Below are 25,204 nucleotides of genomic sequence, written 5' to 3'. Positions count from 1 at the left end.
GATCAGGCTGCCGATGGCGACGTCGCCGCGATCAGTATCGATTAGCACCGCCTAAAACAAACGGACCACTGACATACGTTCCGGCGTCGTGTCACGCTATTCTGCGGCCTTTTCTGCGGCGGCACTTTCGGCTTCGATCTGTTCCGCGCGGCGCTCGACCTGCTCGACAATATGCTCGATCATCTGATCATTGCTCATCTTGTGGCTCTGCTTGCCCGCCAGATAAACCATGCCTGACCCGGCGCCACCGCCGGTAAAGCCCACATCGGTCATCAACGCCTCGCCCGGCCCGTTGACCACACAGCCAATGATACTCAGGCTCATCGGCGTCTTGATATGCTCCAGCCGCTGCTCCAGCGCCTCGACCGTCTTGATCACGTCAAAGCCTTGCCGCGCACAGCTGGGGCAACTGATGATGTTCACACCCCGGTGGCGCAGGCCCAGCGATTTGAGAATTTCAAACCCCATCTTGACCTCTTCCACAGGGTCGGCGCTCAGGCTCACGCGGATCGTATCGCCGATGCCCATCCACAGCAGGTTACCCATGCCAATGGCGGATTTCACCGTGCCGCTGATCAGCCCGCCTGCCTCGGTGATGCCCAGATGAATGGGGGCATCCGTGGCCTCGGCCAATTGCTGATAGGCAGCAGCAGCCATGAAAACGTCCGACGCTTTCACGCTGATCTTGAACTCGTGAAAATCATTATCCTGAAGGATGCGAATATGCTCCAGCCCGCTTTCCACCATCGCGTCGGGGCACGGCTCGCCATATTTTTCCAGCAGATGCTTTTCCAGACTGCCCGCATTGACGCCAATCCGGATCGAGCAGCCATGATCGCGCGCCGCCGCGATCACCTCGCGCACACGCTCTGGACTGCCGATGTTGCCGGGGTTGATCCGCAGACAGGCAGCGCCTGCCTCGGCAGCCTCGATGCCGCGCTTGTAGTGAAAATGGATATCCGCCACCAACGGCACCGGGCTTTCGCGCACGATATCCTTCATCGCGCGGGCCGACGCTTCGTCAGGCACCGAAACCCGCACAATATCCGCACCCGCATCTGCTGCGGCCTGAATTTGCGCCACAGTCGCGGCCACATCCGTCGTTGCGGTGTTGGTCATCGTCTGTACGCTGATCGGCGCACCACCCCCAACCGGAACCGAGCCGACATGGATCTGGCGGCTCTCCCGACGGTAGATGTTGCGCCAAGGGCGAATGTGATTCAGCGACATAGCTCAGGCTCCTCGCCTCGCGGTTTCGGACTTGGGGCCAAGATAAGGATACATGCCGCCCGCTGCAATCGCTGCGGCGCGGAAAGCCGCGCCAGTTTGACAATGCAAAGGGCTGCTTACTGCTGGCCCGGCGCCTGTGCCAGCTCGGCGACGTAACGCGACAGGTCAGAATCTTGCGTCAGGTCTGCAACGCTCAATGTTCCCGACAGATCGGCTGCCGCCAGCGCCAGATTGGTGGTCACAGACCCACGCGGCCCGGCAGGTCCGTAATGCTGCCCGTCCACGCGGAAATAGATCGCACCGGATTCGCCCACACGCAGGGTCGGCGGCACTTCGGTCTCGGGCACATCATAGCTGTCGCCCGCGTTCATAATGCCTTCGAAAATGACGCTGCCATCAGCCGCGCGCACACGCACCCATGCCGGGCGCACGGCCACCATCTGCACGCCGGGTGTCGGTGGTGCCACAACCTGCGGACTGACCAGACCAGGATTGATCGCCGCCGCTACGGCCGCCTCGATACCCGTTAGGCCCGGATTGGCGGCCTGCGACGGTGTCTGCGGCATCGACGCCGTCAGCGTCCCGATCTGGCTCGGGTCCAGTGTGGAAATCGGCGCATCGCGCGCCACCATTACCGGCACGTCCAGCGCCTCGGGGCGATACAGTCGAACCAATGTGTCATCTTCCGGCGCGGCAAAATTGCCTGCCAGCGTCGTCGGAGTCCCCTGTCCGGGCTTCGCCGCTTCCAGAGGATCTAGGTCGGCCAGCACATTCGGCGTATTCTCGACAGGGGCAACCTGAACGCGCTGCACTTCGTTCAGCACACTCCAGCCGCCATATCCAATCGCGGCAATCAACGCGACGAGAACCGTCACCGATCCGATCGCGCCCGGCTCAATCCTTGAAAACAAACTTTCGGTCGCGGGCACGAACGGCGTGCTGGGCGATGTCAGGCGATCATCACCGCGTTTCGACTGGGCGCGGGAAATCGGGTCATCAGCCTTGCGGATCGACGACGCCGCTGCCGACATGCCATGCGCGGTCGAAAATCCGCTCTCGGCACAGAACACCGCATAGGCACGATCCGGATCCATACCGAGATAGCGCGCATAGGAACGCACATATCCGGGAATAAAACCGGGGGTGTCAAAGGCATCGGGATCAGCATTTTCGATCGCGGCCACGTAGCTGGCCTTGATCCTCAGTTCGCGCTCAACATCCAGCAGGGATTTGCCCAGCGTGGCGCGCTCACCGCGCATCAGATCGCCAAGACGCAGTTCAAAGCTGTCAAAGCCTTTTGGCTCGACTTCTTTCACTTCAATCTTGCGCGAAAACCGACGCAATTTCATGCAACCTGCCCTTCGTCGTCAAAGCCTGTGGTCCCGATTATTGATTCGAACCCTGCTCTTTTGTTTCCCAATACAATACCACATGACGTTTTTCTTTGCACGTGCCAAGCCTTAGCCAGCCAGATCGGCACGATTCAGCGCACATTTCTGCCACAACGCATCCATAGCACGCACAAGCCGGTCAATTTCGTCCGGCCCGTGCAACGGCGACGGGGTAAAGCGCAATCTCTCGGTGCCGCGCGGCACAGTTGGATAGTTGATCGGCTGCACGTAAATGCCGTGATCCTCCAGCAATGTATCGCTCAGAACCTTGGTATGGACCGGGTCGCCGACGACGACCGGAACGATGTGGCTGCCATGGTCAATCAGCGGCAGATCCATCGCTTTCAGCCGCGACTTCAGGATACGGGCCTGCGTCTGGTGAACCTCACGCAGCGACGCATCCTGCTTCAGGTAGGCAACACTGGCCGCTGCCCCGGCGGCGACGGCTGGCGACAGCGAGGATGTAAAGATGAAGCCCGGCGCATAAGACCTTATTGCGTCACACATTTTACCGGACGCCGCTATATATCCCCCCATCACGCCATAGGCTTTGGCCAGCGTTCCGTTGATGATGTCCAGCCGCCCCATCAACCCATCACGTTCGGCCACACCAGCCCCGCGCTGGCCGTACATTCCGACGGCATGTACCTCGTCGATATAGGTCAACGCGCCGAATTCATCCGCCAGATCGCAGACCGCCTCGATGGGACCAAAATCGCCATCCATCGAATAGATGCTCTCGAACGCAATCAGCTTGGGCGCGTCCGCGGGGTCCGCCGCCATCAACTCGCGCAGATGCACCACGTCATTGTGGCGAAACACCCGCTTGGCACCCCCATTGCGACGCACGCCCTCGATCATTGACGCATGATTCAGTGAATCAGAGTAAATAATGAGCCCCGGAAATATTTTAGGGAGCGTACTTAATGTTGCATCATTGGCAATATATGCACTGGTAAAGAGCAGCGCCGCTTCCTTGGCGTGCAGATCGGCCAATTCACGCTCAAGCGCGGTGTGATAAACCGTCGTGCCCGAAATGTTTCGCGTCCCGCCAGAGCCCGCACCAGTGGCGTCCAGCGCCTCGTGCATCGCGGACAACACGTCCGGATGCTGCCCCATGCCCAGATAATCATTGCCGCACCAGACCGTGATGGGCCGTTCACTGCCATCCGCACGACGCCATGTGGCATGCGGGAAATGCCCGTTGCGCCGCTCGATATCAATAAAAGTCCGGTAACGGCCCTCATCGTGCAGTCGTCCGATCGCCTGATCCAGTTTTGCAGTATAGTCCAAACTCACCATCCCCCAGTACGTCTGATCCCCGACCACTGGCCCGGTACTTTGCGTGCGCCGTCGCATATAGACCACATCGCAACGCCACAACAGTTTACAAATTGCCGCGACCCACGACCACCCCCGCCGCTACCTGCTGGACAGTTCCGCGCCGCCTGATACGTTCAGCCCAAAATATCCCATTGCGAGGTTTCCCCATGTCTCTGGACGCCGTTTTGTCCCGTATCGACGACCAATTGCCGGATGCACTGACGCGCTTGCAGACGCTGTTGCGTATTCCATCCATCTCGACCGACCCGGCCTATGCCGCTGATTGCCGCGCCGCCGCTGACTGGTTGGTAGCCGACCTGCAAAGCATTGGAATCGATGCCCAGCGCCGCGATACGCCCGGCCACCCCATGGTCGTGGGTCATGTGCCGGGGGACGGCCCGCACCTGCTGTTTTATGGCCACTACGACGTTCAGCCCGTCGATCCGCTGGAATTGTGGAAAACCGACCCGTTCGATCCCCAGATCGAAGACACCCCCAAAGGCCGCGTGATCCGTGCCCGCGGCTCCAGCGATGACAAGGGACAGTTGATGACCTTTGTCGAGGCCTGCCGCGCGTGGAAAGAGGTCAACGGCACCCTGCCCTGCGCCATCACCTTCTTTTTCGAGGGCGAAGAGGAATCCGGCTCTCCCTCGCTGGTACCCTTCATGCAAGAGAACGCGCACGAGTTACGCGCCGATCTGGCACTGATCTGCGACACCGGCATGTTCCAGTCAAAAACACCCGCCATCGTGACGATGCTGCGTGGCATGGTGACCGAAGAAGTCACCATCAAAGGCCCAGACGTTGACCTACACTCGGGCTTTTTCGGCGGTCTGGCGGCCAACCCGATCCATACACTCAGCCGCATCCTGGCGGGTCTGCACGACGACATCGGGGGCGTCACCCTGCCCGGCTTTTATGACGACATCCCTGAGCTCACGCCAGAATTGCGGGCGCAATGGGAGGGCTTAGGCTTTGATCACGCGCGGTTTCTGGGCGATGTCGGCCTCAGCACACCTGCGGGCGAGCAGGATCGCACTCCGCTCGAAATGGTCTGGTCGCGCCCCACAGCAGAGGTCAACGGCATCTGGGGCGGTTACACCGGCGCGGGGTTCAAGACCGTGCTGCCTGCCGAAGCCCACGCCAAAGTCAGCTTTCGTCTGGTCGAGGGGCAAGACCCCGACCGCATTCGCGACGCCTTTCGCGCCTATGTCACCACGCAGCTTCCCGATGATGTCACGGCAGAGTTCCACGCCCACGGCGGCAGCCGCGCCGGTATCATGCAGACATCGGCCCCCGCGTTTGAGGCCGCGCGCCGCGCCCTCAGCAATGAATGGCCCGAAGAGGCGGCGTATGTCGGCTGTGGTGGTTCGATCCCCATTGCCGGCCATTTCGGCGCAGTGCTGGGCATGAATGCTATGCTGATCGGCTTTGGCAAAGATGACGACGCCATCCACTCCCCAAACGAGAAATACGATATGGAGAGCTTTCACAAAGGCACCCGTAGCTGGGCGCGCATCCTAGATGCGCTTTCCGCCTCATCTGCGTAGATCAGGCTTCAACCCGGCCCCCGGTCAAAGATTGCATTGTGCAATGGAGTTGTCTCCACTGTAGGGCGAATAAATCCGGATTTTCCAGCCCGGATCGAAACGCACGCCTTCTTTGCGCATCATCTGCGCCACACCGACACATATCTTGCGTGCCTCGCCAGCGGATGTGTCCATCGTGACATCAACGGCAGAATGCCAGCCGGAAACGCTACAGGGTTCGCTCAGCAGCCCGGTGCCATCGAATACGCCGCACAGCGCATAGGCGTTGCCCACTGAATCTGCTGACGCGGCGGCGGGTACAAGCATTGCGGCCAACAATGCCGGATAGACTCGAAACATCTTGTGGACCTCCTGCAGGACAGAGTCATCTTACTTGGTTAATGCCGTCTTAACCCGTTTGATTTTACATGACCCGAGAGGTTAAATCCTACAATGATAAACGGCTTCGCCGATCACTCGGTCACCCTGAACGGCACGCGAATCGCCTACTCCGCGGGCGGCAGCGGCCCACCCCTGCTGCTCTTGCACGGCTTTCCGCAGACCCGCGCGATGTGGAGCGGCATCGCGCCCGACCTTGCGCAAACGCACCATGTGATCTGTCCCGATCTGCGCGGCTATGGTGCCAGTGATAAACCGCAGGGCGTGTCCGACTACAGCTTTCGCCACATGGCGGCGGACCAACGGGCCCTCATGGCGCATCTCGGGCATGACAGCTTTGCCGTGGCGGCCCATGACCGGGGCGCACGGGTGGCGCACCGGCTTTGCCTTGATACGCCAGAGGCGGTCACGCGCATCGCCTTGATGGATATCGTGCCGACGCATCACCTGCTGGCCGACCTGCATCGCGACGTGGCCGCAGCTTATTATCACTGGTTCTTTCTGGCTCAGCCCGCGCCCTTTCCCGAAACCATGATCGGGCACGACCCTGACGCCTATTTCCACGCCTGCCTGCTCGGTTGGGGCGGCTCCAACCTGAGCGATTTCGACCCCGCCCAACTGACGGCCTACCGCACCGCTTGGCGCGAGCCGGACACGATCCGCGGCATATGTAACGATTACCGGGCCGGGCTGACGCATGATTTTGACGATGATGCGGCCGATCTAGGGGCGCAAATCACCTGCCCCGCGCTGATCCTCTATGGCGCGAACGGGGTCATGGCACGCGCCTATGACGTGCCACAGGTGTGGTCGCAGTATTGCACCGACATGCAAGCCAACCCCATCCCCGGCGGACATTTTTTCATCGACACGACTCCACGCGATACATTGCACGCGCTCAAACGGTTCCTAGGCGTCTGACGCCGCTGTTCAGTCCGCAGTCTCGACCGGACCGCCATCCTTGACCCAGCCAGAGAACCCATCCTTCAGGTGCGCCGCGTCAAAGCCCATGTCCTGCAACATCGCCACGGTCAGCGCCGACCGCCAGCCAGAGGCGCAGTGGAACACATACCGCTTACCGTCTTGGGCAAAGACGTCCTTGTGATACGGGCTGTCCGGATCGACCCAAAATTCGATCATTCCGCGCGGGGCATGGACGCTGCCAGGGATATATCCGCTGCGCTGACGTTCACGCACATCGCGAATATCGACGATCACGACATCCGCAGCCGCATGTGTCGCGATCAGGTCATCTGTCTCGATTTCGTCAATCCGCGCGCGGGCGGCTTCAACCATCTCTGCGGCGGTTGTCCTGAGTTTTTGCATGGGCATCTCCTTTGACACTCACAGAGCGTGACATGCCCCGAAATCTGGTGCAACCATCCCGATATAACCCGCAACACAGGATCGTCTGCCTTGACCGTCGCCGCGCCCCCCTCTCTTTGGAACGCTTCCACCAAGGAACCCGATATCCTTGACCAGCCTGATGGCGATACCACCACAGAACTGGCAATTGTCGGCGGCGGCTTTACCGGGCTGTCCGCCGCCCTGCATGCCGCCGAGGCCGGAATGGCCTGTCATGTGCTGGAGGCACAAGCGATCGGTTATGGCGGATCGGGGCGCAATGTCGGGCTGGTGAACGCCGGCCTATGGCTGCCGCCGCAGGTCTGTCGTGCCAAGCTGGGCGATACGATCGGGTCCCGTCTGGTGCATCTGCTGGGCAACGCACCGGATATGGTGTTCGACCTGATCCAACGCCATCAGATGCAATGCGAAGCAACCCGCGCTGGCACGATCCACGCCGCGCGCACCTCCGGCGGCATGACCGACCTGCGCGCCCGAGCCGATGAATGGCAACGCCTCGGCGCGCCGGTGCAACTGCTGTCGCGCGATGAGGCGGCCGAACGCATCGGCACGCAGGCACTGCATGGCGGGCTATATGATGCACGCGCGGGCACCATTAATCCGGTTGGCTACGTACGCGGGTTGGCCCGCGCCGCGCGCAGCGCCGGGGCCGTAATACGCACCGGAACCCCGGTTCAGAACCTTCGCCGTGACGGCGGCCTCTGGCGGTTGCAGACGTCTACCGGCACGCTACACGCGCGCCACGTTCTGCTTTGTACCAACGGCTATAGCGACGGCCTCTGGCCCGAACTTCAGCGATGCTTCACCCCCATTCATTACTTTCAGCTCACCACCGCACCCATGGGGTCGCAGGCGGCGCATATCCTGCCCAACGGCGAGGGTATGTGGGACACCGGCACGATTATGTTTTCTCTTCGACGTGACGTCGAAGGGCGCATCTGCGTGGGCTCGATGGGGTCCGTGATCGGTGGCGCAGAGGGGCTGTCACACCGCTGGGCCACACGCCAAATCAGGCGGCTCTTTCCCGAACTGGGCAAGGTCCGTTTCGAAACCGCGTGGCACGGGCGTATCGCCATGACGCCAGACCATCTGCCGCGCATCTATCAGCTTGCCGAAAACCTATATGCCCCAATCGGTTACAATGGCCGGGGGATCGGGCCGGGCACTGTGTTCGGCGCCGGGCTGGCCGCCGCATTGACAGGGGGTGGACCCGACGCGCTTCCAGTTCCGCCGACATCGCTGCAAAAGGTGCCCCTGCGTAAGCTCAAGCAAGCCGCGCTTGAGGTCGCATTTACTGCAAATCAACTTTTCCGCAGCCTGTGAAACAACCTGACATACAGGCATTTATGCGCTGTTGTTATTCCCGATCCTATTGGCGTAAGGTGGTAAAGCCCGAACGAACAGGACCGCGCTAAACCGCGACGGCGGGCGACGCGAACGCGCTAGGAGAGCCTATTTTATGACGCCATTTGCCGTTGCAGGCGTACAGATGTACGTAAATGCATTACAACCAAACGTGGATGGAATGATCCACCGGCTTGATGTGCTTATGGCCCGCTTCCCGTGGACACAGATGGTTCTGTTTTCGGAACTTGCGCCATTAGGCCCGCTGACCAAGTTTTCTCTGCCACTGCTCAACGAGACGATTGATCGTTTTCGCGAGGCAGCAATCAAACACAATATCTGGCTGATCCCCGGTTCGATGTTCGAGACCGCCGAAGACGGACGCATCTACAACACCTCGACCGTGATCAATCCGGCTGGCGAAATCATCGCCAACTACCGCAAGATGTTTCCTTTCCGCCCCTACGAGGCGGGCGTTGAGGCGGGCACCGGTTTCTGCGTCTTTGACGTGCCTGATGTGGGCCGCTTTGGCCTGTCGATCTGCTATGATATCTGGTTCCCCGAAACCACCCGACAGCTGACGTCTCAGGGCGTCGAGGTGCTGCTGCACCCGGTTTTGACCGGCACCACCGACCGCGACGCGGAGCTCAGCATCGCGCGTGCGACCGCCGCACAGTTCCAGTGTTACGTGGTCGATGTGAACGGTCTGGGCGCGGGCGGCGTGGGTAAATCCTGCGTCATTGACCCCTCTGCCACGGTGCTGCACCAATCGGCCGGCCAAGAGGACATGTTCCCGATTGAGATGGATCTGGATCATGTGCGCCGCCAACGTGAGGCGGGCATGAAAGGACTGGGTCAGGTGCTCAAGAGTTTCCGCGACCGATCGGTTGATTTCTCGGTCTATGACCGCGCCAGCGGCACCGATGCTTATCTGCATTCGCTCGGCGCTCTGGAAATCCCCAAACAGGGCTCACGCGCAGGACTTCGCAGTGAGGAACCAAACGTGGCCGAACAGCGTTCAGATGTTGAACTGGCAAGCGCGACCGAAGTGTTCAAAGGGGCACTGATCGCGCCAAATGCAATGGCCGAGGCAAACGAACAACCAAAAAGCGACGAAAGGGAGGCAGTGCCCTACACCGTCTGACACAAAAAAATAGCGGCCGATCATCGACTGCCTGTACCATATCTAGTGCATTTTAGATCGGTCGCATAACAGCGGGGACTAAATCTATGCAATCAATGGGTGACTATTATTCTGCCGTCCAGTTGCGCTCGGACAGGTGGAGCCAGTTACGCGAGGCCGCCGATGCCCTGTCGCGCGCTCCAGAGGGGCGAAATGCCAAGGCCAATCTGGAAAAAATCACCGAGCTTTTCGATTCTCTCTCCCTGATCGAAGCTTACTGGGCCTTTCCCGGGGTTCAGGCCTTTGACACGCTGCGCCGCCATTTCGACCACCGAAATTTTGCCGATCTCGCGTTTTCCGTGCAGCGTATTACGCGCGCTCTGACAACCGGCGCGTACCGTCGGCGCCACATTCCACTTGATCGTGACAGTTCTGATCTGGACGAGCACGAAGATGAGGCAATCCAGTCGTTAGAGGCACGCGCCCTCAGCAAACCCTACTTCGAAGTGATGATCGTCGACAATCTGAACGAGCATCAGGAACGTTGGATGAAGTCCAACTTTGCCCAGATGCGCCGCCCCGAAGACCAGTTTCACTATGAAACGGTGGTTGTTCCCAGCCTTCAGGATGCGCTGATCGGTATCCTCTTCAACCACAATATTCAGGCCATCGTTGTCCGACCCGGTCTGATACTGGAATCAAAGGTCGAACTGGCCATCCTGACCCGCTATCTGAACCGCGCGGGTGGGCTGGAGGCACTCGAAAACCTCGAGCCACAGAACTACGGCCCGGAACTCTGCCGGATGATCGCAAAGGTCCGTCCCGAACTCGACGCCTACCTGATCACCGAACGATCAGTCGAGGACATCGCCGGGCTGGATTTGGGGATCTGTCGCCGGGTGTTCTATAACCAAGAAGATTTCCTTGAACTGCACCTGAACATCCTGCGCGGCGTGCAATCACGCTACAACACGCCCTTTTTCACAGCACTTGTGGAATACTCCAAGCAACCGACCGGCGTTTTTCACGCGATGCCGATCAGCCGCGGCAAATCCATCTCGCGCTCGCATTGGATTCAGGACATGGGGGCGTTCTACGGCCCCAACATTTTCCTTGCCGAAACGTCTGCAACGTCCGGCGGGTTGGACAGCCTGCTGGAACCGCACGGCCCCATTAAAGAGGCACAGCGGCTGGCCAGCCGTGCCTTTGGGTCGAAACAGACCTATTTCGCTACCAACGGCACCTCGACCTGCAACAAGATCGTCGTCCAAGCCCTTGTCAGGCCGGGGGATATCGTCCTGATCGACCGCGATTGTCACAAGTCACACCACTACGGCATGGTGCTGGCCGGCGCGCAGGTCTGTTACCTCGACAGCTATCCGCTGAATGAATATTCCATGTATGGCGCGGTCCCCCTGCGCGAGATCAAGCACCAGCTTTTGGCGCTCAAGGCGGCAGGCAAGCTGGATCGCGTGCGGATGCTGTTGCTGACCAACTGCACCTTTGATGGCATCGTCTACAATGTCGAACGGATGATGGAGGAATGTCTGGCGATCAAACCAGACCTGATCTTCCTGTGGGACGAGGCATGGTTTGCCTTTGCCCGGTTCGGCCCCACTTACCGGCAACGCACCGGCATGAACGCAGCCAATACCCTGCGCGAACGCCTGCGCAGTGATGCGCATGCCGCCGCCTACGCGGAACAACAGGCCAAGCTGAAAGACGCAGATGATGAGACCCTGCTCGATACCCGGCTCATTCCACCACCCAATGCACGCGTGCGCGTCTATGCCACCCAGTCGACACACAAGACGCTGACTTCGTTGCGCCAAGGGTCGATGATCCACGTCAACGATCAGGACTTCAAAGGCGAGGTCGAGGCATCGTTCCACGAAGCATACATGACCCACACATCCACCTCGCCCAATTACCAGATCATCGCATCGCTGGATGTCGGCCGCAGGCAGGTAGAGCTGGAAGGTTTCGAATTTGTCCAGCGGCAGGTCGAGGCGGCCATGTCGATGCGGCGGGCAATTTCCACCCACCCCCTGCTGAAAAAGTACTTCAAGGTGCTGACCGCAGGCGACATGATTCCAGAGACCCATCGCGAAAGCGGGGTCCAAAGCTATTACGATCCCGAACAAGGTTGGACCGATATCTGGGATTGCTGGGAAAAAGACGAATTCGTGCTGGATGCAACGCGCGTCACGCTCGCTGTCGGTGGCACAGGCTGGGATGGCGACACGTTCAAGACCGAAATCTTGATGGATAAATACGGCATCCAGATCAACAAGACGTCGCGCAACACAGTCCTCTTCATGACCAATATCGGCACCACGCGCAGTTCGGTCGCTTATCTGATCGAAGTGCTGGTCGAGATTGCCAAGGAGTTGGATGATCTCATCGACGACGCATCGATGATGGAACGGCGCGGGTTTGAAAAACGCGTGGCGAACCTGATGGACGACCTGCCGCCCCTGCCCGACTTCAGCCGTTTCCACGACGCGTTCCGCACCGATGACGTAACGTCCGAGGGCGACATCCGCTCGGCGTTCTTTCTATCCTACGATGAACGCAACTGTGACTATCTGGAACTGAACGGCTCGCTCAAGGAGGCAATGGAAAGTGGCGAAGAGGTCGTATCGGCCTCGTTCATCATCCCCTACCCGCCCGGCTTTCCAATCTTGGTCCCCGGACAGGTCGTCAGCGAAGGCATCCTTGCGTTCATGCGCGCACTGGATGTCAGCGAAATCCACGGCTACCGGCCCGATCTGGGATTGCGCGTCTTTGCCAAGGACGCATTGAAACAGCAGATCAAGACCAACGCAGCACGGCTCAAGCTGAACGTGCAACGACAGAAAACATAATAAGAAACTGATAAAACAGAAAATACGTCCAAGGGAGAACGACAAATGGCCAAAAAGGCAGAACCCAAAAGCAAATCGGCTGACCTGAAGAACATCTCGGAAATCCGCCGCCATTTTCACCGCAACGAAGACCCGATCTATTTCATCTCGGCCACCAATTTTAACCTTCTGGGGCTGGACGAATGGTGCAAGAATTTCAAATATATCTGCTATATCGACTGCTACGGCGGCAAACACCCGAACGTGTTCTGCCCGTCCGAGCAGCCACATGCCGAATTCCAGTCGATCGAAGATATCAACAACTATCTCTTGCAGCACAAAGAGGTCATCGACCTGATCAAGCGCCGCGGCGGCAAGCCCAAATTCGTGTTCCTGATGTTTGACGAGGAAACCGAACGCCTGTCCAAGGAACTTGGCGCCGACGTCTGGTTCCCCAAGGCCAAACTGCGTACCGCGATGGACAACAAGATCGAGACTGTCCGCATCGGCAACAAGGCCGGCGTGCCTTCGGTCCCGAACACCCTGTCCGAGGTCAAATCCTACGACCACCTGCGGGAGGTTTGCGAAAAGGCCGGCATCGGCCACGATCTGGTTCTGCAATCGGCCTTTGGTGACAGCGGGCACACAACGTTCTTTATCAAATCCGAGGCCGACTTCCGCCGTCACGAGCATGAGATCATCGGCGAGGGCGAGATCAAGATCATGAAGCGGATCGATTGCCGGGGCTCTGCGATCGAAGCCTGCGCCACCAAGGAAGGCACCATCGTCGGCCCGCTCATGACAGAGCTGGTGGGCTTCAAGGAACTGACCCCCTATCGCGGCGGCTGGTGCGGAAACGAGATTTTCAGCACCGCCTTCCCGCCCAAGGTCCGCCAGAAAGCTCGCGATCTGACGTTCAAATTCGGTGAACAACTGCGCAAAGAGGGTTATCGCGGCTATTTCGAGCTGGATTTCCTGATCGACAAGAAAACCGGCGATATCTGGCTGGGCGAATTGAATCCACGCATCACCGGTGCCAGTTCAATGACCAACCACGCAGCCTTCGCCCATGCTGACGCGCCACTCTTCCTCTTCCACCTTCTTGAGTTTTCCAAGAAGAAATTCGATCTCGATGTCGAGGAACTGAATGCCCGCTGGGCCGATCCCAAAATGATCGACGGCTGGAGCCAGATGGTCATCAAGCATACCGACGATACCGTTGATATTGCCACCGAAGTTCCCGAAACCGGTATTTACCGGATGAAAGAGGACGGCAGCATCGACTTCAACCGCTTTGATTATCACCGGCGCGCGGTAGAAAACGAGAACGAGGCATTCTTCCTGCGTATCCTGCAACCGGGCGATTATCGCTACGAGGGTGCCGATATCGGCATTCTGGTAACGCGCGGGCGCTCGATGACGCCGGGCTTCCAGCTTAACGAACGCGGAAAACGCTGGATTCACGGGATCAAGCAAGGCGTTTCAGCCCGGCCCATGCCCACCGCCGAGGCGGGTCCGGCACTGGCCGACCCTGCCTTTAAGATCATGTAGACGAAAGGCAGGCTTACGCCGTATGCAACTGAACTGGCGCGCCATTTCCGAGGATGAACCCGGCCCCAAGTGGGCCGGGCTTTTCCATGAGTACTGGCCCGATTACCACCGTTGGTGGGCACGCGAGGGCCCCGAAGCGCGCCCCGGCTTTCTGGACAGTCACAAGGCATTGCGCGCGCATATGCCCGAACTTCTGCCGCTCTATGATCAGCTTTGCGAATTGGCAGGCGGCACCGATCATGCCGCACGCTTCCTCAGCTTTTATTGCCCGCCGCCATATCTCTCATCTTGCTCACAGGCGATCTGGCCCGGCGAAGAACCGGTGATGGTGCGCAATTACGACTACTCGCCAAAGGCGTTCGACAGCCTGACCCTGCGGACCAAATGGCAGGGGCGCACGGTCATGGGCACGTCGGACGGTCTCTGGGGGCTGGTTGACGGGATCAACGACGCGGGCCTCGCAGTGTCGCTGACCTTTGGCGGACGACGTGTGGTCGGCGACGGGTTCGGCGTGCCGCTGATCCTGCGTTATGTGCTGCAAACCTGCGAAACGGCTGCCGAAGCGGGCAAGGTGCTGGCACGCATCCCCACCCACATGAGCTACAATGTCACCGTCGTTGATGCACAGCGGCGCTATCTGACGGCGTTGATGGCCCCTGATCGCAAGACGGTCATCACCCATCAGGCCGTCGCCACCAACCACCAAGAACGCGTCGAGTGGGCCAGTCATGCGCGATTTACCGCCACAGTCGAACGCGAGCGGTTCCTGCTGCAACGGTTAACCCTGCACGTCGAACCGGAAGAGAAATTCATCAACGCTTTCCTGCGTCCGCCGCTTTATTCCACGCGCTTCGATCAGGGTTTCGGCACGCTCTATACTGCCGTCTATCGTCCTCAGCGCCTCCAGATGGAGCTACGATGGCCGCGTGCACGCTGGCCGTTCGATCTGAATGATTTTCACGAGGATCTGCGGCTGATCTATACCCCAGAGGGTCAAGCGCAGGACACCTGACCACATCCCCCATCCGCGGCGCGTCCGCAGCGGGCTTTTTCACCATCTTTTTCGAAATTTGCTGGGGGATATGTCAAATTTCCCGCGGAACACGCGCGCAAAAGCGGACGTGTCGCCAAATCCCGTCGCGGCAGCAATCTCGGAAATCGGCAGATCGGTTTCGGACAACAGCGCATAGCCCCTGCTCAACCGCAGATCGGCGTAATACTGCCTTGGGCTCTGCCGCGCGTGCTCGGCAAAGCTGCGCTCAAGTTGCCTCCGTGAAATGCCGATCTCCTTTGCGATGCGTTCCACCGTAAGCGGCTCTTCCAGATGGGTTTGCATGATGCGGATGGCGGCGATCAGGTTCTTGTTGCGACTACCCAGAATAGCAGATTGCGCGGTTTTTTGCGGCGCATGTTCAGAATGGCTGCGCCCATGCAGGCACATATCCGACACCACCAACGCAAATTCCGGTCCGAAATCGTCCTCGATCACGTTCAGCATCAGATCGGTCGACGCGCTGCCACCTGCCGCCGTCATCAGATCGCCGTCAATCTCGAACAGATTCGGCGATGGCAAAAGGTCGGGAAATGTCTCCAGAAACGCGGGCTGGTTCTCCCAGTGCAGCGTAAAAGTGCGCCCGCGCAGCAACCCGGCCTTTGCCAGTGTAAACGCCCCGGTGCAGATCGCCCCGACCGCGACCCCATGCGCCGCCTGCCGTGCGGTCCATTGCACCAGCCGCGCATTCATGGTTTCGGATGGCTCCACCCCGGCACACACAAAGACGCGCGTGCCGCGTGCGGCGTTGGCAATCGGCCCGTCCGGCACCAGTTGCAGGTTGTTCGAGCAGCGGATTGGTGCCCCGTCAGTGGTCATTGTGCGCCACCGATAAAGCTCTTGCTGCGAAATCTGATTGGCCACGCGCAACGGCTCAATCGCGGCGCTCAGCGCCAGCATGGTCAGCTTGGGCAACAAAACGAAATCAAAGTCGCGCGGGGTGTCCACCTTGGGAATCGTGAAACTGGCGGATCCCTTGGCAATATAGTCCGACTGCGACACCGCATGGCTCCTCAAGACGCATGACTTTCTCTGTATCATGCGGCAGCGCACGGGCCTAGTCAGATTAGGTGATGCTCAAATCAACAAAATTCAACAAATTATGTTGCATTTTGACCGTTATCTGCAACATTTCCGAAACCAACAAAGGGTAAGGGCATGACGCAGCATTCGGCAAAACATCTGATCATCGGCGGTGGCATTATTGGGTGCAGCACCGCTTACCATCTCGCCAAACGCGGCGAGCGCGACGTTATCCTGCTAGAACGCGCGGCCCTCACCGAAGGGGCAACATGGCATGCGGCTGGGCTGGTCGGGCAACTGCGATCGTCGCGCAACACCACCCGAATGCTGAAACGGTCTGTCGCGCTCTATGACACACTCGAGGCCGAAACCGGCATGGCCTTTGATTGGAAAAAGGTCGGCTCCCTCCGGCTGGCCGCCACCCGCGAACGGATGCTCGAGGCGCAGCGCCTGACGACCATGGCCCAGAGCTTTGATCTGGAAATGCACATGATCACCCCCGCCGAGGCCAAAGATCTGTTCCCCTATATCGACGAGACAGGTATCGAGGGCGCTGCGTTCATTCCCTCGGACGGACATGTGGACCCGGCCAGCCTTTGCCAGGCGATCGCAGCGGGCGCGCGTCTGCACGGCGCGGACATCCGCCAAGGCGTCGAAGTCACGGATTTCGAGATCACCAATGGCCGCATCACCAAAGTGATGACCAGCCAAGGCGATTACGAGGCAGAGAACATCATTCTCGCCACCGGCATGTGGTCGCGCGAATTGGGCGCAAAGCTGGGCCTGCGCGTCCCCGCTTGTGCAGTCGAACACCAGTATGTCGTGACCGAACCCCTGCCCGACGCCGATCTGGTGCGCGGTCTGCCGTCGCTACGCGATCCCGAGCGGCTGGTTTACTACAAACCCGACGCAGGCGGGCGGATGGTGATCGGCGGCTACGAGGAAGGCACCCTGCCCTTTGGCGATCATGGCATCCCCGGCGCGTTCGTGCGTCAGCTTCTGCCAGATAACCTAGACCGTTTTGCACCGCTGGCCGAACTCGCGGGGCGCGTCACGCCGGTCGTAAACGAGGTCGGCATCCGGCAGGTCATCAACGGCCCGATCCCCTATTCCGCCGATGGCGATTTCGTCATGGGCTGGGCCCCGGACTATAAAAACCTGATGATGGCCACCGGATTCCTCTACGGTATCGCCGCAGGTGGCGGTGCGGGCGAAATGATCGCCGAGTGGGTCACCGAAGGTCGGCCCAGTCTTGACCTCTGGCCGCTGGATGTACGCCGCTTTGGCCCGCATCACGGCACCCGCGCCTTTATGTATCCGCGCGCAGTCGAACATTACGCGCACCATTACAAGATGCGCTACCCCGGAGCCGAAGCCGAAACAGCACGCGGCCTGCGACGCTCACCTTTCTATGACGCGCTCAAGGCACGCGGCGCTGTCTACGGCTCGAAAAACGGCTGGGAACGCCCGCTGTGGTTCGCCCCCGAGGGAACACCCGCCGTAGATCAGCTCGATTTCCTCGATCCCGGCTGGCACACCTTCGCCGCCGAGGAACACCGCGCAGTGCGCACAGGTGCGGCGCTGATAGATCAGAGCAGCTTTGCCAAATTCGAGATGATCGGCCCCGGCACGCTCGACACGCTCCAGCGCCTCGCGGCCTGCAACATGGATAAACCCGTCGGATCCGTCATCTACGCACAGTTCTGCAACCCTCAGGGCGGGATCGAAGCAGACCTGACCATCACCCGTCTGGGAACCGACCATTTCTATATCGTCACCGGCGCTGGCTTTGGCACCCATGATGCAGACTGGATCCGCCGTCATATGCCCGAAAACGGCACGGTCCAGTTGATCGAAGTCACCTCTGCCCGCGCGGTGCTGAACATCTGCGGGCCGAAATCGCGCGAAATCCTCGCCACTGCCTGCGAAGAGGACATCAGCAACGCCGCCTTCCCCTTTGCCACTGCACGCGAAATCACCATCGGCGCGGCCCCGGTGCGCGCCGTACGGATCGGGTTCGTCGGCGAACTGGGATGGGAATTGCACATTCCCACCGAATTTGCCGCCTATGTGATGGAGAGGCTGCGCAAGGCAGGCGATCTGACCGACATTGGCTATCGCGCCATCGACAGCCTGCGCATGGAAAAGGGGTATCTCTACTGGTCAGGCGACATTTCCCCCGACTATACCCCGATCGAGGCGGGCCTCGGGTTCCGCGTGCATCTGAAATCGGGCGGCGACTTCATCGGGCGCGATGTGCTTGCCGCGCAAAAGACAGCCGGACCAGAGCGTAAGCTGTGCACCTTCACCAGCCCTGACAAGCTGCCGCTATTTGGCGGCGAAACCATCGTTCATGCAGGTGCCCCGGTGTCGCTGGTGACATCTTCGGGTTTTGGCCATAGCGTGGGTCAGATGATCATCCACGCCTATCTGCCGCGCACCCTTTGGGACGCAACCGACTTCGAAATCGAAGTCTTTGGCCAGCGCCACAGCATCACACACACCGCTGCGCCGCTTTATGATCCCGAAAACGTCCGCCTGAAATCCTGAAGGAAAGCCCATGACAGAGCATACGACCCACGTCATCGCCGCCCTGCGCAATGCCCCCGGTTTCACCGACATCACAGTACAGGACTGTACCCTTACCCGTCTGGGCGGCCTCACGAACCTCGTCCACCGGGTCGAGGCACGCGGCCAGTCGGTGATTGTGCGCATCCCCGGCCCCGGCACCGAGGATTACATCGACCGCCGGATCGAGATCGTGAACGCGAACGCCGCCCATGCGGCCGGCGTCTCGGCCGATGTGCTCTGGGCCGATGCCGCCTCTGGCATTATGATCAGCCGGACAATTCCGGATATCGTCACGATGACGCCTGACCTGTTCGCCACACGCGACGGATCGCCTGCCCGCGCGGGCGAGGCGCTGGCGAAACTGCACGGCTCGGGCCAGACATTCGAATTTCGTTTCGATGTGTTTCCAATGATCGACGATTATCTCAAGATCCTCAGCACCAAAGATGTGGACCTGCCCGACGGCTACCACGATATCGTCGCCGCCGCCGAACCGGTCAAGGCGGCGCTTGCCGACAATCCCACGCCGCTCGCCCCTTGCCATTGCGACCCGCTGTGCGAGAACTTCCTTGACGACGGGACACGCATGTGGATCGTCGATTGGGAATATTCCGGCATGAACGATCCGCTCTGGGACGTGGGCGACCTGTCGGTAGAGGCCGGATTGACGGATGCACAGGACATGGACCTGATGCGCGCCTATTTCGACGGTGATCCCAGTGCTGCACAGCATGGCCGCGTGGTGATCTACAAGGCGATGTGCGATCTGCTATGGACCCTCTGGGGCTTGATCCAGCACGCCGATGGCAACCCTGCCGAAGATTTCTGGGCTTACGCCACTGGCCGCTTTGACCGCTGCAAGGCACTGATGAACGACCCGGCCTTCGCCGCACATGTGGCAGCGGTGCGCGCGGGCTAGAGCATAAGGCAGCCGCCCGGACGCTTGAGCGGGTCCAGTGCCAATGCGCTCAGCGCCTCATAGGCCGGGCGATGCGTCGCCAGATACTCTCGCAACTGCGGTGCCTTTGCCGCTGCCGCGTCAAACCTTGCCTGCGCGGCTTCGTGGTAATCCTCTGGCAGGGGACGTATCGCGCGGCTGTCGGTCACCGATCCATGCCATGCCTCGACCTGCGCCCAGTCCTCGGGCACATCTCCTGCCCAGTCAAATGCTTGCGCTGTGTATGGCAGGTCCACCGCCGCCCAGAACGCCGCCATCATCCCCTTGGGATCATTTCGAATATCTTCGGCCCGCAATACGGGCGGGGTCAGCCCGCGCGCGACCAACCCCTGATAGTGCTGCCACTGTGCAGCAATCCCGATCTCTTCTTCGCTCACCTGCGCATCCAGCTTGTGATAGGACGCTATCGCTGCCTCCGGATAGCGGATCAGAAACGCATGTGTCAGCCGCTCCAGAAACGCTGTGTCCTCCAGTAAACGCGGCATCACGTAGTAACTCATATCTTTGAAAAACACCGGCCCCGCCTCCGCTCGTTTCAGCAGCATCGCCCGGATATCCTCGTAGCGCGTCGGGTGCCCCGGCTGCACATCGAAATGCGGCGTCTGCCCCGCCTGACGACCAACGTAATACTCATACATGAACGGCTCATGCGCGCAGTCCAGATCGCCACGCTCGCGCATGATCCGCTCGGTTGCCGTGGACATGGATCGCGGATGTGACCACAGGGCGATGATCGGATAAGGTGCGTTGGCCATTGTGATACCTTTGGTGTGATTTGCCGCGCTGACGGCGGCTGAATACCTCATGCGCACTAAAGCAAGAACAGGCACGACACGGAACCCCGACACCGGGTATTCCTCCTGCCAGCCCCACCAACCGATTTGGCAACCTGCGGCAATCCGGCGCAGACCAAGCGTGAAAATCCCATTTCAACCCGTTGCATATCGGCGATTTTTTGCCATTCGGCATGAACTGGCCACGATTCGGCTATAATTCTGGTCAAAAGAGTTGCTGAATTGTAAAGGTCTAGGGTAGGACGCAGCCAAGGCGACGTTTCGGAGCAACACTTGCGCGACGGAGATAGAACGCCAGGCGGAAGGGACAACTAGGGACAGGGCAACTTGCGGACACGCATAGCGATCAAAATTCACGCTCTGCTAGAGCGTTATTTCCCCGAGCGCAGGGTTTTTCTGCGGTCGGATACTGACACGCGCTTCATCCGGCTGCGGTCGGGCACTCAGCTAATCGCCTTTACCGGGGCGTCGGCCGTTGTTGCCTGGGCCATCATCGCCACGGCCATCCTGCTGATGGACAGCATCGGATCCGGTAATTTCCGCGAACAGGCCAAACGCGACCAGCGCACCTACGAGAACCGCCTCAACGCGCTGTCGCGCGAACGCGACACCCGCGCCCAAGAGGCACATGATGCACAGGCGCGCTTCAACTCGGCGCTGGCACAGATCTCGATCATGCAATCCGAATTGCTGGCCTCTGAGACCCGGCGGCGCGAAATGGAAACCGGCATCGAGGTGATCCAGAGCACCCTGCGCCGCACGATGAAGGAGCGCGATAGCGCCCGCGATAAATCCGCGACCCTGACCGCGGAAATGGCCAAGAGCGCCGGCAGCGGCAGCGTATTGTCCACTGATGATGGCGCTGGTGCCGTGACGCTCGATTTCCTCACTGCCGCACTGGCCGACACCGCGATGGAGCGCGACAAAGTCACCGCCAACGCTCAGGATGCAATCCTGCAGGCCGAGGACATGACCCACCAGATCCGTCTGATGCAGGATCAGAACGATCAGATATTCCGCCAGCTCGAGGATGCAATGAGCATCTCGGTCGAACCGCTGGACAAAATGTTTCGCGCGGCCGGCATGAACACCAAATCCCTGCTTGATACAGTCCGTGGCGGCTATTCCGGTCAAGGTGGCCCGCTGATGCCACTCAGTTTCTCCACCCGTGGCGAGGACCCCTCGCCCGACGCTATGCGCGCCAACCAAATCCTCAACCAGATGGATCGGTTGAACCTCTACCGGATCGCCGCCCAAAAGGCGCCCTTCGCAGTCCCAGTCAAAAGCGCCTTCCGCTACACCTCGGGCTTTGGCATGCGCTGGGGCCGGATGCACAGCGGCTCTGATTTCGCCGCGCCGCACGGCACACCGATTCATTCCACCGCCGATGGCGTCGTGATCCATGCCGGCTGGCAATCGGGCTATGGACGCCTTGTGAAAATCCAACATGCGTTCGGAATTGAAACCCGCTATGCGCATATGTCCAAAATCCGCGTCACAAAGGGCCAAAGGGTCTCGCGCGGAGACCGTATCGGTGATATGGGGAGCACTGGACGTTCGACCGGCACACACCTACACTACGAGGTTCGTGTAGGTGGAAAAGCTATCAACCCAATGATCTATATCAAGGCTGCGAGAGATGTTTTCTAAAAGCAAAATCAACGACCCGAGCCCCCGGACGGGCGATGCGCCGAAACCCTCCGGCACAGACAAATCACTGGATGCGCCGAAACCCGCCGCACCCGCCCCCGGCGAATTCAAGGCGACCGCCCCAAAGGCGAAACCGCCCGCATCGGTCCTCTCGTCGGACCTGCATGTGACCGGCAACATGAAAACCACCGGCGATATTCAGGTCGAAGGCACCGTAGAAGGCGACATTCGCGCCCACCTGCTGACCATTGGCGAAAGTGCCACCATCAAGGGTGAAGTGATCGCAGATGACGTGGTCATTAACGGTCGCATCGTCGGTCGCGTGCGTGGCCTCAAGGTGCGCCTGACCTCGACCGCCCGTGTCGAGGGCGACATCATCCACAAGACGATCGCCATCGAATCCGGTGCTCATTTTGAGGGCTCGGTGCAACGTCAGGATGACCCGCTCAACGGCAAATCCAAAGCAGCCGCAGCCCCGGCTCAGGCTCCTTCGGCGGCGCAGCCTTCAGGTGCGGCCCAGAGCAAGAGCTGAATTCGCTCTCAACCCTTCTATGTGGTGCTTACCCGCTACCGACAACACCGCCTCACACCAGATAGACTGGGTGGGGCGGTTTTCGTTCGCGCCGTCGAGCGCATGATCCATCGCATATGCGAGCCCCGGCCCGATATGCCCGCGCCTTTCATCTTTCCCGAAATACCTGACCCAACAGGGCAGCAGGACGCCTACGCTTCCAGTTCGGCATCCCAGTACAGGAAATCGACCCAGCTCTCATGCAGATGTCCGGGCGGAAACTTGCGTCCCAGATTACGCAACTGCTCGGCCTCGGGCGCACGCGGCGGCTTGCGCAGTGCCATACCGGTTCGATGCAGGCTCTTTGCACCTTTCTTCAGGTTGCACGGGCTGCACGCCGCCACGACATTCTCCCAGCTGGTGACGCCGCCCTTTGCGCGCGGCACCACATGGTCAAAGGTCAGATCGCCCCGACTGCCGCAATACTGACAACAGAACTCATCGCGCAAAAACAGATTGAACCGGGTAAAGGCGACCCGCCGCTGCGGCTTGACATAATCCTTCAGGACAATGACCGACGGTATCCTGATTTGCAGGGTTGGCGAATGCACCACCTCGTCGTATTCCGCGACGATATCCACCCGGTCCAGATAGGCCGCCTTAACCGCGTCCTGCCATGACCACAACGACAACGGATAGTAGCTCAGCGGACGGTAATCGGCATTCAGCACCAATGCCGGATGCTGTTTCAACGCGCCCGGCGCGCGAACAAACTCGGTTCGGAACTCACCTTCCATGATCACCCGCCGCTCCCATCTGAGGTGGCTTGTCTGGGGATCACTATATATCGTGTTCGCTACCTGACAAGCCACGATTTCATGGCACATCTAGGGCTTGGGTAACGGAACCGCGTGACACCACCGTGACACCCTGCACACCCGGCGATTGCCCAATCAGCCCCACCCGCCGACACTCGGCATTAACCACGCACCCGTAACGATACGGGCACATCCAGACTGGCCAGTTCAGGCAGTCCAATTCAAACGGGCGGAACGGACATGCGGTGTTTAGGGCACGAAGCTACGAGAATGAGATTGTTTGGAAGCGGACAACAACGCAGAGCGGTTCAAAGACGTGACGTCGCGCATCCGACATCATCTAGTTCTATGTAAAATCTCCAGATCACTTTGTTTGGAACACGCCAAGGGAAACTGTTTCAGCAAAATACACTGCCGCAAAATCTATCGGTCCCGTGCATCGTTTCGGTCATGTTTTATGCTCCAGCCGCGAAGAGGGCACCAGATCACAAGGCAAGCTGGATTTTTGACATGGCAGGTTTCTCCGACAAACCCGTTCCGTCGGATTGTCGCAATCTCATGTGCAGGCCAGTCCGGTCGTCCCAGTTTCATCAGGGTCACCGGTCCGCATTGCGCGCCACCATCGCTTTTCTGCATGACGAGGCCGGTCAGATGAACGACCTCACCGCGCGTCGGGCGCTCTGCAGTACCGCGGTCGCGCTCGGCGCGGCACTGGCGGGGCATGGCAGAAACGTGCAATTGATCTCGGCCGGGACAGGTTTCACCGTGGCGCGCGCCGCGACCTTCTGTAGGTCGGGCTTCAGCCCGGGCCCCCGTATCCCGACACGCAGCCACCGACGCAATACCGACGTGTTACCGACGCAATACCGACGCCGGATCCGGGCCGTTCTTAGAGCTGTTCCATCACCTCGTCGGAGGCTTCGAAATTGGCCGTGACGCGCTGCACATCGTCGTCGTCCTCCAGCGCATCTATCAGCTTCATCAGCTTCTGCATGCCCTCCAGATCCATCTCGGTGGATGTGGTCGGACGCCAGACCAACTGCGTCTCGTCGCTCTCGCCCAGCTCGGCCTCCAGCGCGACTGACACCTCGTTCAGATCGCTGTCCGCGCACCAGATCACATGGCCGTCTTCGGCGCTTTCTACGTCCTCGGCACCGGCCTCGATCGCAGCCATCATCACTGTATCCGCATCGCCAGCCGCAGCGGTATAAGTGACCTGCCCCTTGCGCTCGAACATGAACCCCACACTGCCGGTCTCGCCCAGGTTGCCGCCGTGTTTTGTGAATGTACTCCGTACGTTACTGGCCGTGCGATTACGGTTGTCGGTCATCGCCTCGACGATCACGGCTACGCCGCCGGGACCATAGCCCTCATAGCGGATTTCCTCGTAATCCTCCGCATCTCCGGCCTGCGATTTCTTGATCGCCCGATCGATATTGTCGTTCGGCATGGACTGCGCCTTGGCCACCTTGACCGCCAGTCGCAGACGCGGATTTTTCTCTGGATCGGGATCGCCCATCTTGGCGGCGATGGTGATCTCCTTTGAGAACTTGGAAAACAGCTTGGAGCGCGCCGCGTCCTGACGCCCCTTGCGGTGTTGGATATTCGCCCATTTTGAGTGGCCGGCCATTGATACGCTCCCGTCATGCGATTTTAACGCCCTCATATCGCCTCCCACCGCAGGGAGCAATGTCTGAGCGCACCTCGTCTTTCATTCCGCGCGTGAC

The 25,204-nt window shown here is 59.9% G+C and carries 20 protein-coding genes; 11 read left to right on the top strand and 9 right to left on the bottom strand.

Going from position 1 to position 25,204, the window contains the following annotated elements; translation table 11 throughout:
• Positions 1-96 precede the first annotated feature (96 nt).
• From ispG to hemA, 3 genes are all read right to left on the bottom strand, one after another.
• Positions 97-1,230 (bottom strand): flavodoxin-dependent (E)-4-hydroxy-3-methylbut-2-enyl-diphosphate synthase, encoded by a 1,134-nt coding sequence (ispG, locus tag N7U68_RS20020; RefSeq protein ID WP_165192587.1) that lies wholly within the window; start codon positions 1,228-1,230, stop codon positions 97-99.
• Positions 1,231-1,346: 116 nt separating this feature from the next.
• A complete protein-coding gene (locus N7U68_RS20015) occupies positions 1,347-2,579 on the bottom strand; it encodes a helix-turn-helix domain-containing protein (RefSeq protein ID WP_165192589.1) in 1,233 nt (410 codons plus the stop codon).
• 111 nt (positions 2,580-2,690) lie between these two features.
• The gene (gene hemA, locus N7U68_RS20010; protein WP_263047958.1) at positions 2,691-3,914 is read right to left on the bottom strand and encodes a 5-aminolevulinate synthase; all 1,224 of its coding nucleotides are present in this window, start codon (positions 3,912-3,914) and stop codon (positions 2,691-2,693) included.
• A gap of 197 nt (positions 3,915-4,111) precedes the next feature.
• Between hemA and N7U68_RS20005 the strand changes: the two genes are divergently transcribed.
• Positions 4,112-5,494 (top strand): M20/M25/M40 family metallo-hydrolase, encoded by a 1,383-nt coding sequence (locus N7U68_RS20005; RefSeq protein ID WP_263047957.1) that lies wholly within the window; start codon positions 4,112-4,114, stop codon positions 5,492-5,494.
• 24 nt (positions 5,495-5,518) lie between these two features.
• Here the strand turns inward: N7U68_RS20005 and N7U68_RS20000 are convergent, their stop codons facing one another.
• A complete protein-coding gene (locus N7U68_RS20000) occupies positions 5,519-5,833 on the bottom strand; it encodes a hypothetical protein (RefSeq protein ID WP_165192595.1) in 315 nt (104 codons plus the stop codon).
• A 93-nt stretch (positions 5,834-5,926) separates the two neighbouring features.
• Between N7U68_RS20000 and N7U68_RS19995 the strand changes: the two genes are divergently transcribed.
• Positions 5,927-6,793, top strand: coding sequence for an alpha/beta fold hydrolase (locus N7U68_RS19995; protein ID WP_263047956.1), 867 nt, complete (start codon positions 5,927-5,929; stop codon positions 6,791-6,793).
• A gap of 9 nt (positions 6,794-6,802) precedes the next feature.
• Here the strand turns inward: N7U68_RS19995 and N7U68_RS19990 are convergent, their stop codons facing one another.
• Positions 6,803-7,198, bottom strand: a complete 396-nt coding sequence (locus N7U68_RS19990) for a rhodanese-like domain-containing protein (RefSeq protein ID WP_263047955.1) — start codon at positions 7,196-7,198, stop codon at positions 6,803-6,805.
• Between the two features lie 90 nt (positions 7,199-7,288).
• On the opposite strand from N7U68_RS19990, the gene N7U68_RS19985 reads away from it, so the two are divergent.
• The 5 genes from N7U68_RS19985 (at position 7,289) to N7U68_RS19965 (ending at position 15,113) form a co-directional block, all read left to right on the top strand.
• Positions 7,289-8,560 (top strand): NAD(P)/FAD-dependent oxidoreductase, encoded by a 1,272-nt coding sequence (locus tag N7U68_RS19985; RefSeq protein ID WP_263047954.1) that lies wholly within the window; start codon positions 7,289-7,291, stop codon positions 8,558-8,560.
• A gap of 136 nt (positions 8,561-8,696) precedes the next feature.
• Complete coding sequence (locus N7U68_RS19980) at positions 8,697-9,725, top strand: carbon-nitrogen hydrolase family protein (protein ID WP_263047953.1); 1,029 nt, start codon at positions 8,697-8,699, stop codon at positions 9,723-9,725.
• A gap of 86 nt (positions 9,726-9,811) precedes the next feature.
• Positions 9,812-12,571: an aminotransferase class I/II-fold pyridoxal phosphate-dependent enzyme gene (locus N7U68_RS19975; protein WP_165192605.1), complete on the top strand. Its 2,760-nt coding sequence runs from the start codon at positions 9,812-9,814 to the stop codon at positions 12,569-12,571.
• A gap of 45 nt (positions 12,572-12,616) precedes the next feature.
• A complete protein-coding gene (locus N7U68_RS19970; protein ID WP_165192607.1) occupies positions 12,617-14,101 on the top strand; it encodes a biotin carboxylase in 1,485 nt (494 codons plus the stop codon).
• Between the two features lie 22 nt (positions 14,102-14,123).
• Positions 14,124-15,113, top strand: coding sequence for a C45 family autoproteolytic acyltransferase/hydrolase (locus tag N7U68_RS19965; RefSeq protein WP_263047952.1), 990 nt, complete (start codon positions 14,124-14,126; stop codon positions 15,111-15,113).
• A 39-nt stretch (positions 15,114-15,152) separates the two neighbouring features.
• Here the strand turns inward: N7U68_RS19965 and N7U68_RS19960 are convergent, their stop codons facing one another.
• Positions 15,153-16,154 (bottom strand): GlxA family transcriptional regulator, encoded by a 1,002-nt coding sequence (locus tag N7U68_RS19960; RefSeq protein ID WP_263047951.1) that lies wholly within the window; start codon positions 16,152-16,154, stop codon positions 15,153-15,155.
• Between the two features lie 156 nt (positions 16,155-16,310).
• On the opposite strand from N7U68_RS19960, the gene N7U68_RS19955 reads away from it, so the two are divergent.
• Entirely contained in the window at positions 16,311-18,725 is a 2,415-nt protein-coding gene (locus N7U68_RS19955; RefSeq protein ID WP_263047950.1) for a GcvT family protein, read from the top strand.
• A gap of 10 nt (positions 18,726-18,735) precedes the next feature.
• The gene (locus N7U68_RS19950; RefSeq protein ID WP_263047949.1) at positions 18,736-19,665 is read left to right on the top strand and encodes a choline/ethanolamine kinase family protein; all 930 of its coding nucleotides are present in this window, start codon (positions 18,736-18,738) and stop codon (positions 19,663-19,665) included.
• On the opposite strand, the gene N7U68_RS19945 is transcribed toward N7U68_RS19950, so the two are convergent.
• Entirely contained in the window at positions 19,662-20,459 is a 798-nt protein-coding gene (locus N7U68_RS19945) for a sulfotransferase-like domain-containing protein (protein ID WP_263047948.1), read from the bottom strand. The two genes, N7U68_RS19950 and N7U68_RS19945, sit on opposite strands and share 4 nt — an antisense overlap.
• Before the next feature lie 366 nt (positions 20,460-20,825).
• Here N7U68_RS19945 and N7U68_RS19940 point away from each other — a divergent pair, with 366 nt between their 5' ends.
• Together N7U68_RS19940 and N7U68_RS19935 are read left to right on the top strand one after the other, a co-directional pair.
• On the top strand, positions 20,826-22,148 hold the full coding sequence (locus N7U68_RS19940) for a M23 family metallopeptidase (protein WP_206295731.1): 1,323 nt from the start codon (positions 20,826-20,828) through the stop codon (positions 22,146-22,148).
• The gene (locus tag N7U68_RS19935) at positions 22,138-22,680 is read left to right on the top strand and encodes a bactofilin family protein (protein WP_165192617.1); all 543 of its coding nucleotides are present in this window, start codon (positions 22,138-22,140) and stop codon (positions 22,678-22,680) included. The genes N7U68_RS19940 and N7U68_RS19935 overlap by 11 nt, the downstream gene beginning before the upstream one ends.
• Positions 22,681-22,871: 191 nt before the next feature.
• Here N7U68_RS19935 and N7U68_RS19930 read toward each other — a convergent pair whose 3' ends face one another.
• Together N7U68_RS19930 and N7U68_RS19925 are read right to left on the bottom strand one after the other, a co-directional pair.
• The gene (locus N7U68_RS19930) at positions 22,872-23,456 is read right to left on the bottom strand and encodes an HNH endonuclease (RefSeq protein ID WP_165197628.1); all 585 of its coding nucleotides are present in this window, start codon (positions 23,454-23,456) and stop codon (positions 22,872-22,874) included.
• Between the two features lie 910 nt (positions 23,457-24,366).
• Positions 24,367-25,107 carry a YebC/PmpR family DNA-binding transcriptional regulator gene (locus N7U68_RS19925; RefSeq protein ID WP_165192621.1) on the bottom strand — a complete coding sequence of 247 codons (741 nt, stop codon included), beginning with the start codon at positions 25,105-25,107 and terminating at the stop codon, positions 24,367-24,369.
• Between the last annotated feature and the right edge of the window lie 97 nt (positions 25,108-25,204).

It is taken from the genome of Roseovarius pelagicus, from assembly GCF_025639885.1.
In the GTDB taxonomy this organism is placed as follows: domain Bacteria; phylum Pseudomonadota; class Alphaproteobacteria; order Rhodobacterales; family Rhodobacteraceae; genus Roseovarius; species Roseovarius pelagicus.
Note: the sequence above shows the minus strand (reverse complement) of the source record. Positions and strands in the feature narration are given on the sequence as shown.

What these genes read in the sequence shown, in the direction of transcription:
- N7U68_RS19965 (WP_263047952.1), top strand. Translation starts at nt 14,124, where the DNA reads ATGCAACTGAACTGGCGCGCCATTTCCGAGGATGAACCCGGCCCCAAG.
- N7U68_RS19950 (WP_263047949.1), top strand. Translation starts at nt 18,736, where the DNA reads ATGACAGAGCATACGACCCACGTCATCGCCGCCCTGCGCAATGCCCCC.
- N7U68_RS19935 (WP_165192617.1), top strand. Translation starts at nt 22,138, where the DNA reads ATGTTTTCTAAAAGCAAAATCAACGACCCGAGCCCCCGGACGGGCGAT.
- N7U68_RS19980 (WP_263047953.1), top strand. Translation starts at nt 8,697, where the DNA reads ATGACGCCATTTGCCGTTGCAGGCGTACAGATGTACGTAAATGCATTA.
- N7U68_RS19930 (WP_165197628.1), bottom strand. Translation starts at nt 23,456, where the DNA reads ATGGAAGGTGAGTTCCGAACCGAGTTTGTTCGCGCGCCGGGCGCGTTG.
- N7U68_RS20005 (WP_263047957.1), top strand. Translation starts at nt 4,112, where the DNA reads ATGTCTCTGGACGCCGTTTTGTCCCGTATCGACGACCAATTGCCGGAT.
- N7U68_RS19925 (WP_165192621.1), bottom strand. Translation starts at nt 25,107, where the DNA reads ATGGCCGGCCACTCAAAATGGGCGAATATCCAACACCGCAAGGGGCGT.
- N7U68_RS20015 (WP_165192589.1), bottom strand. Translation starts at nt 2,579, where the DNA reads ATGAAATTGCGTCGGTTTTCGCGCAAGATTGAAGTGAAAGAAGTCGAG.
- N7U68_RS19995 (WP_263047956.1), top strand. Translation starts at nt 5,927, where the DNA reads ATGATAAACGGCTTCGCCGATCACTCGGTCACCCTGAACGGCACGCGA.
- ispG (WP_165192587.1), bottom strand. Translation starts at nt 1,230, where the DNA reads ATGTCGCTGAATCACATTCGCCCTTGGCGCAACATCTACCGTCGGGAG.
- N7U68_RS19955 (WP_263047950.1), top strand. Translation starts at nt 16,311, where the DNA reads ATGACGCAGCATTCGGCAAAACATCTGATCATCGGCGGTGGCATTATT.
- N7U68_RS20000 (WP_165192595.1), bottom strand. Translation starts at nt 5,833, where the DNA reads ATGTTTCGAGTCTATCCGGCATTGTTGGCCGCAATGCTTGTACCCGCC.
- N7U68_RS19975 (WP_165192605.1), top strand. Translation starts at nt 9,812, where the DNA reads ATGCAATCAATGGGTGACTATTATTCTGCCGTCCAGTTGCGCTCGGAC.
- N7U68_RS19990 (WP_263047955.1), bottom strand. Translation starts at nt 7,198, where the DNA reads ATGCAAAAACTCAGGACAACCGCCGCAGAGATGGTTGAAGCCGCCCGC.
- N7U68_RS19945 (WP_263047948.1), bottom strand. Translation starts at nt 20,459, where the DNA reads ATGGCCAACGCACCTTATCCGATCATCGCCCTGTGGTCACATCCGCGA.
- N7U68_RS19970 (WP_165192607.1), top strand. Translation starts at nt 12,617, where the DNA reads ATGGCCAAAAAGGCAGAACCCAAAAGCAAATCGGCTGACCTGAAGAAC.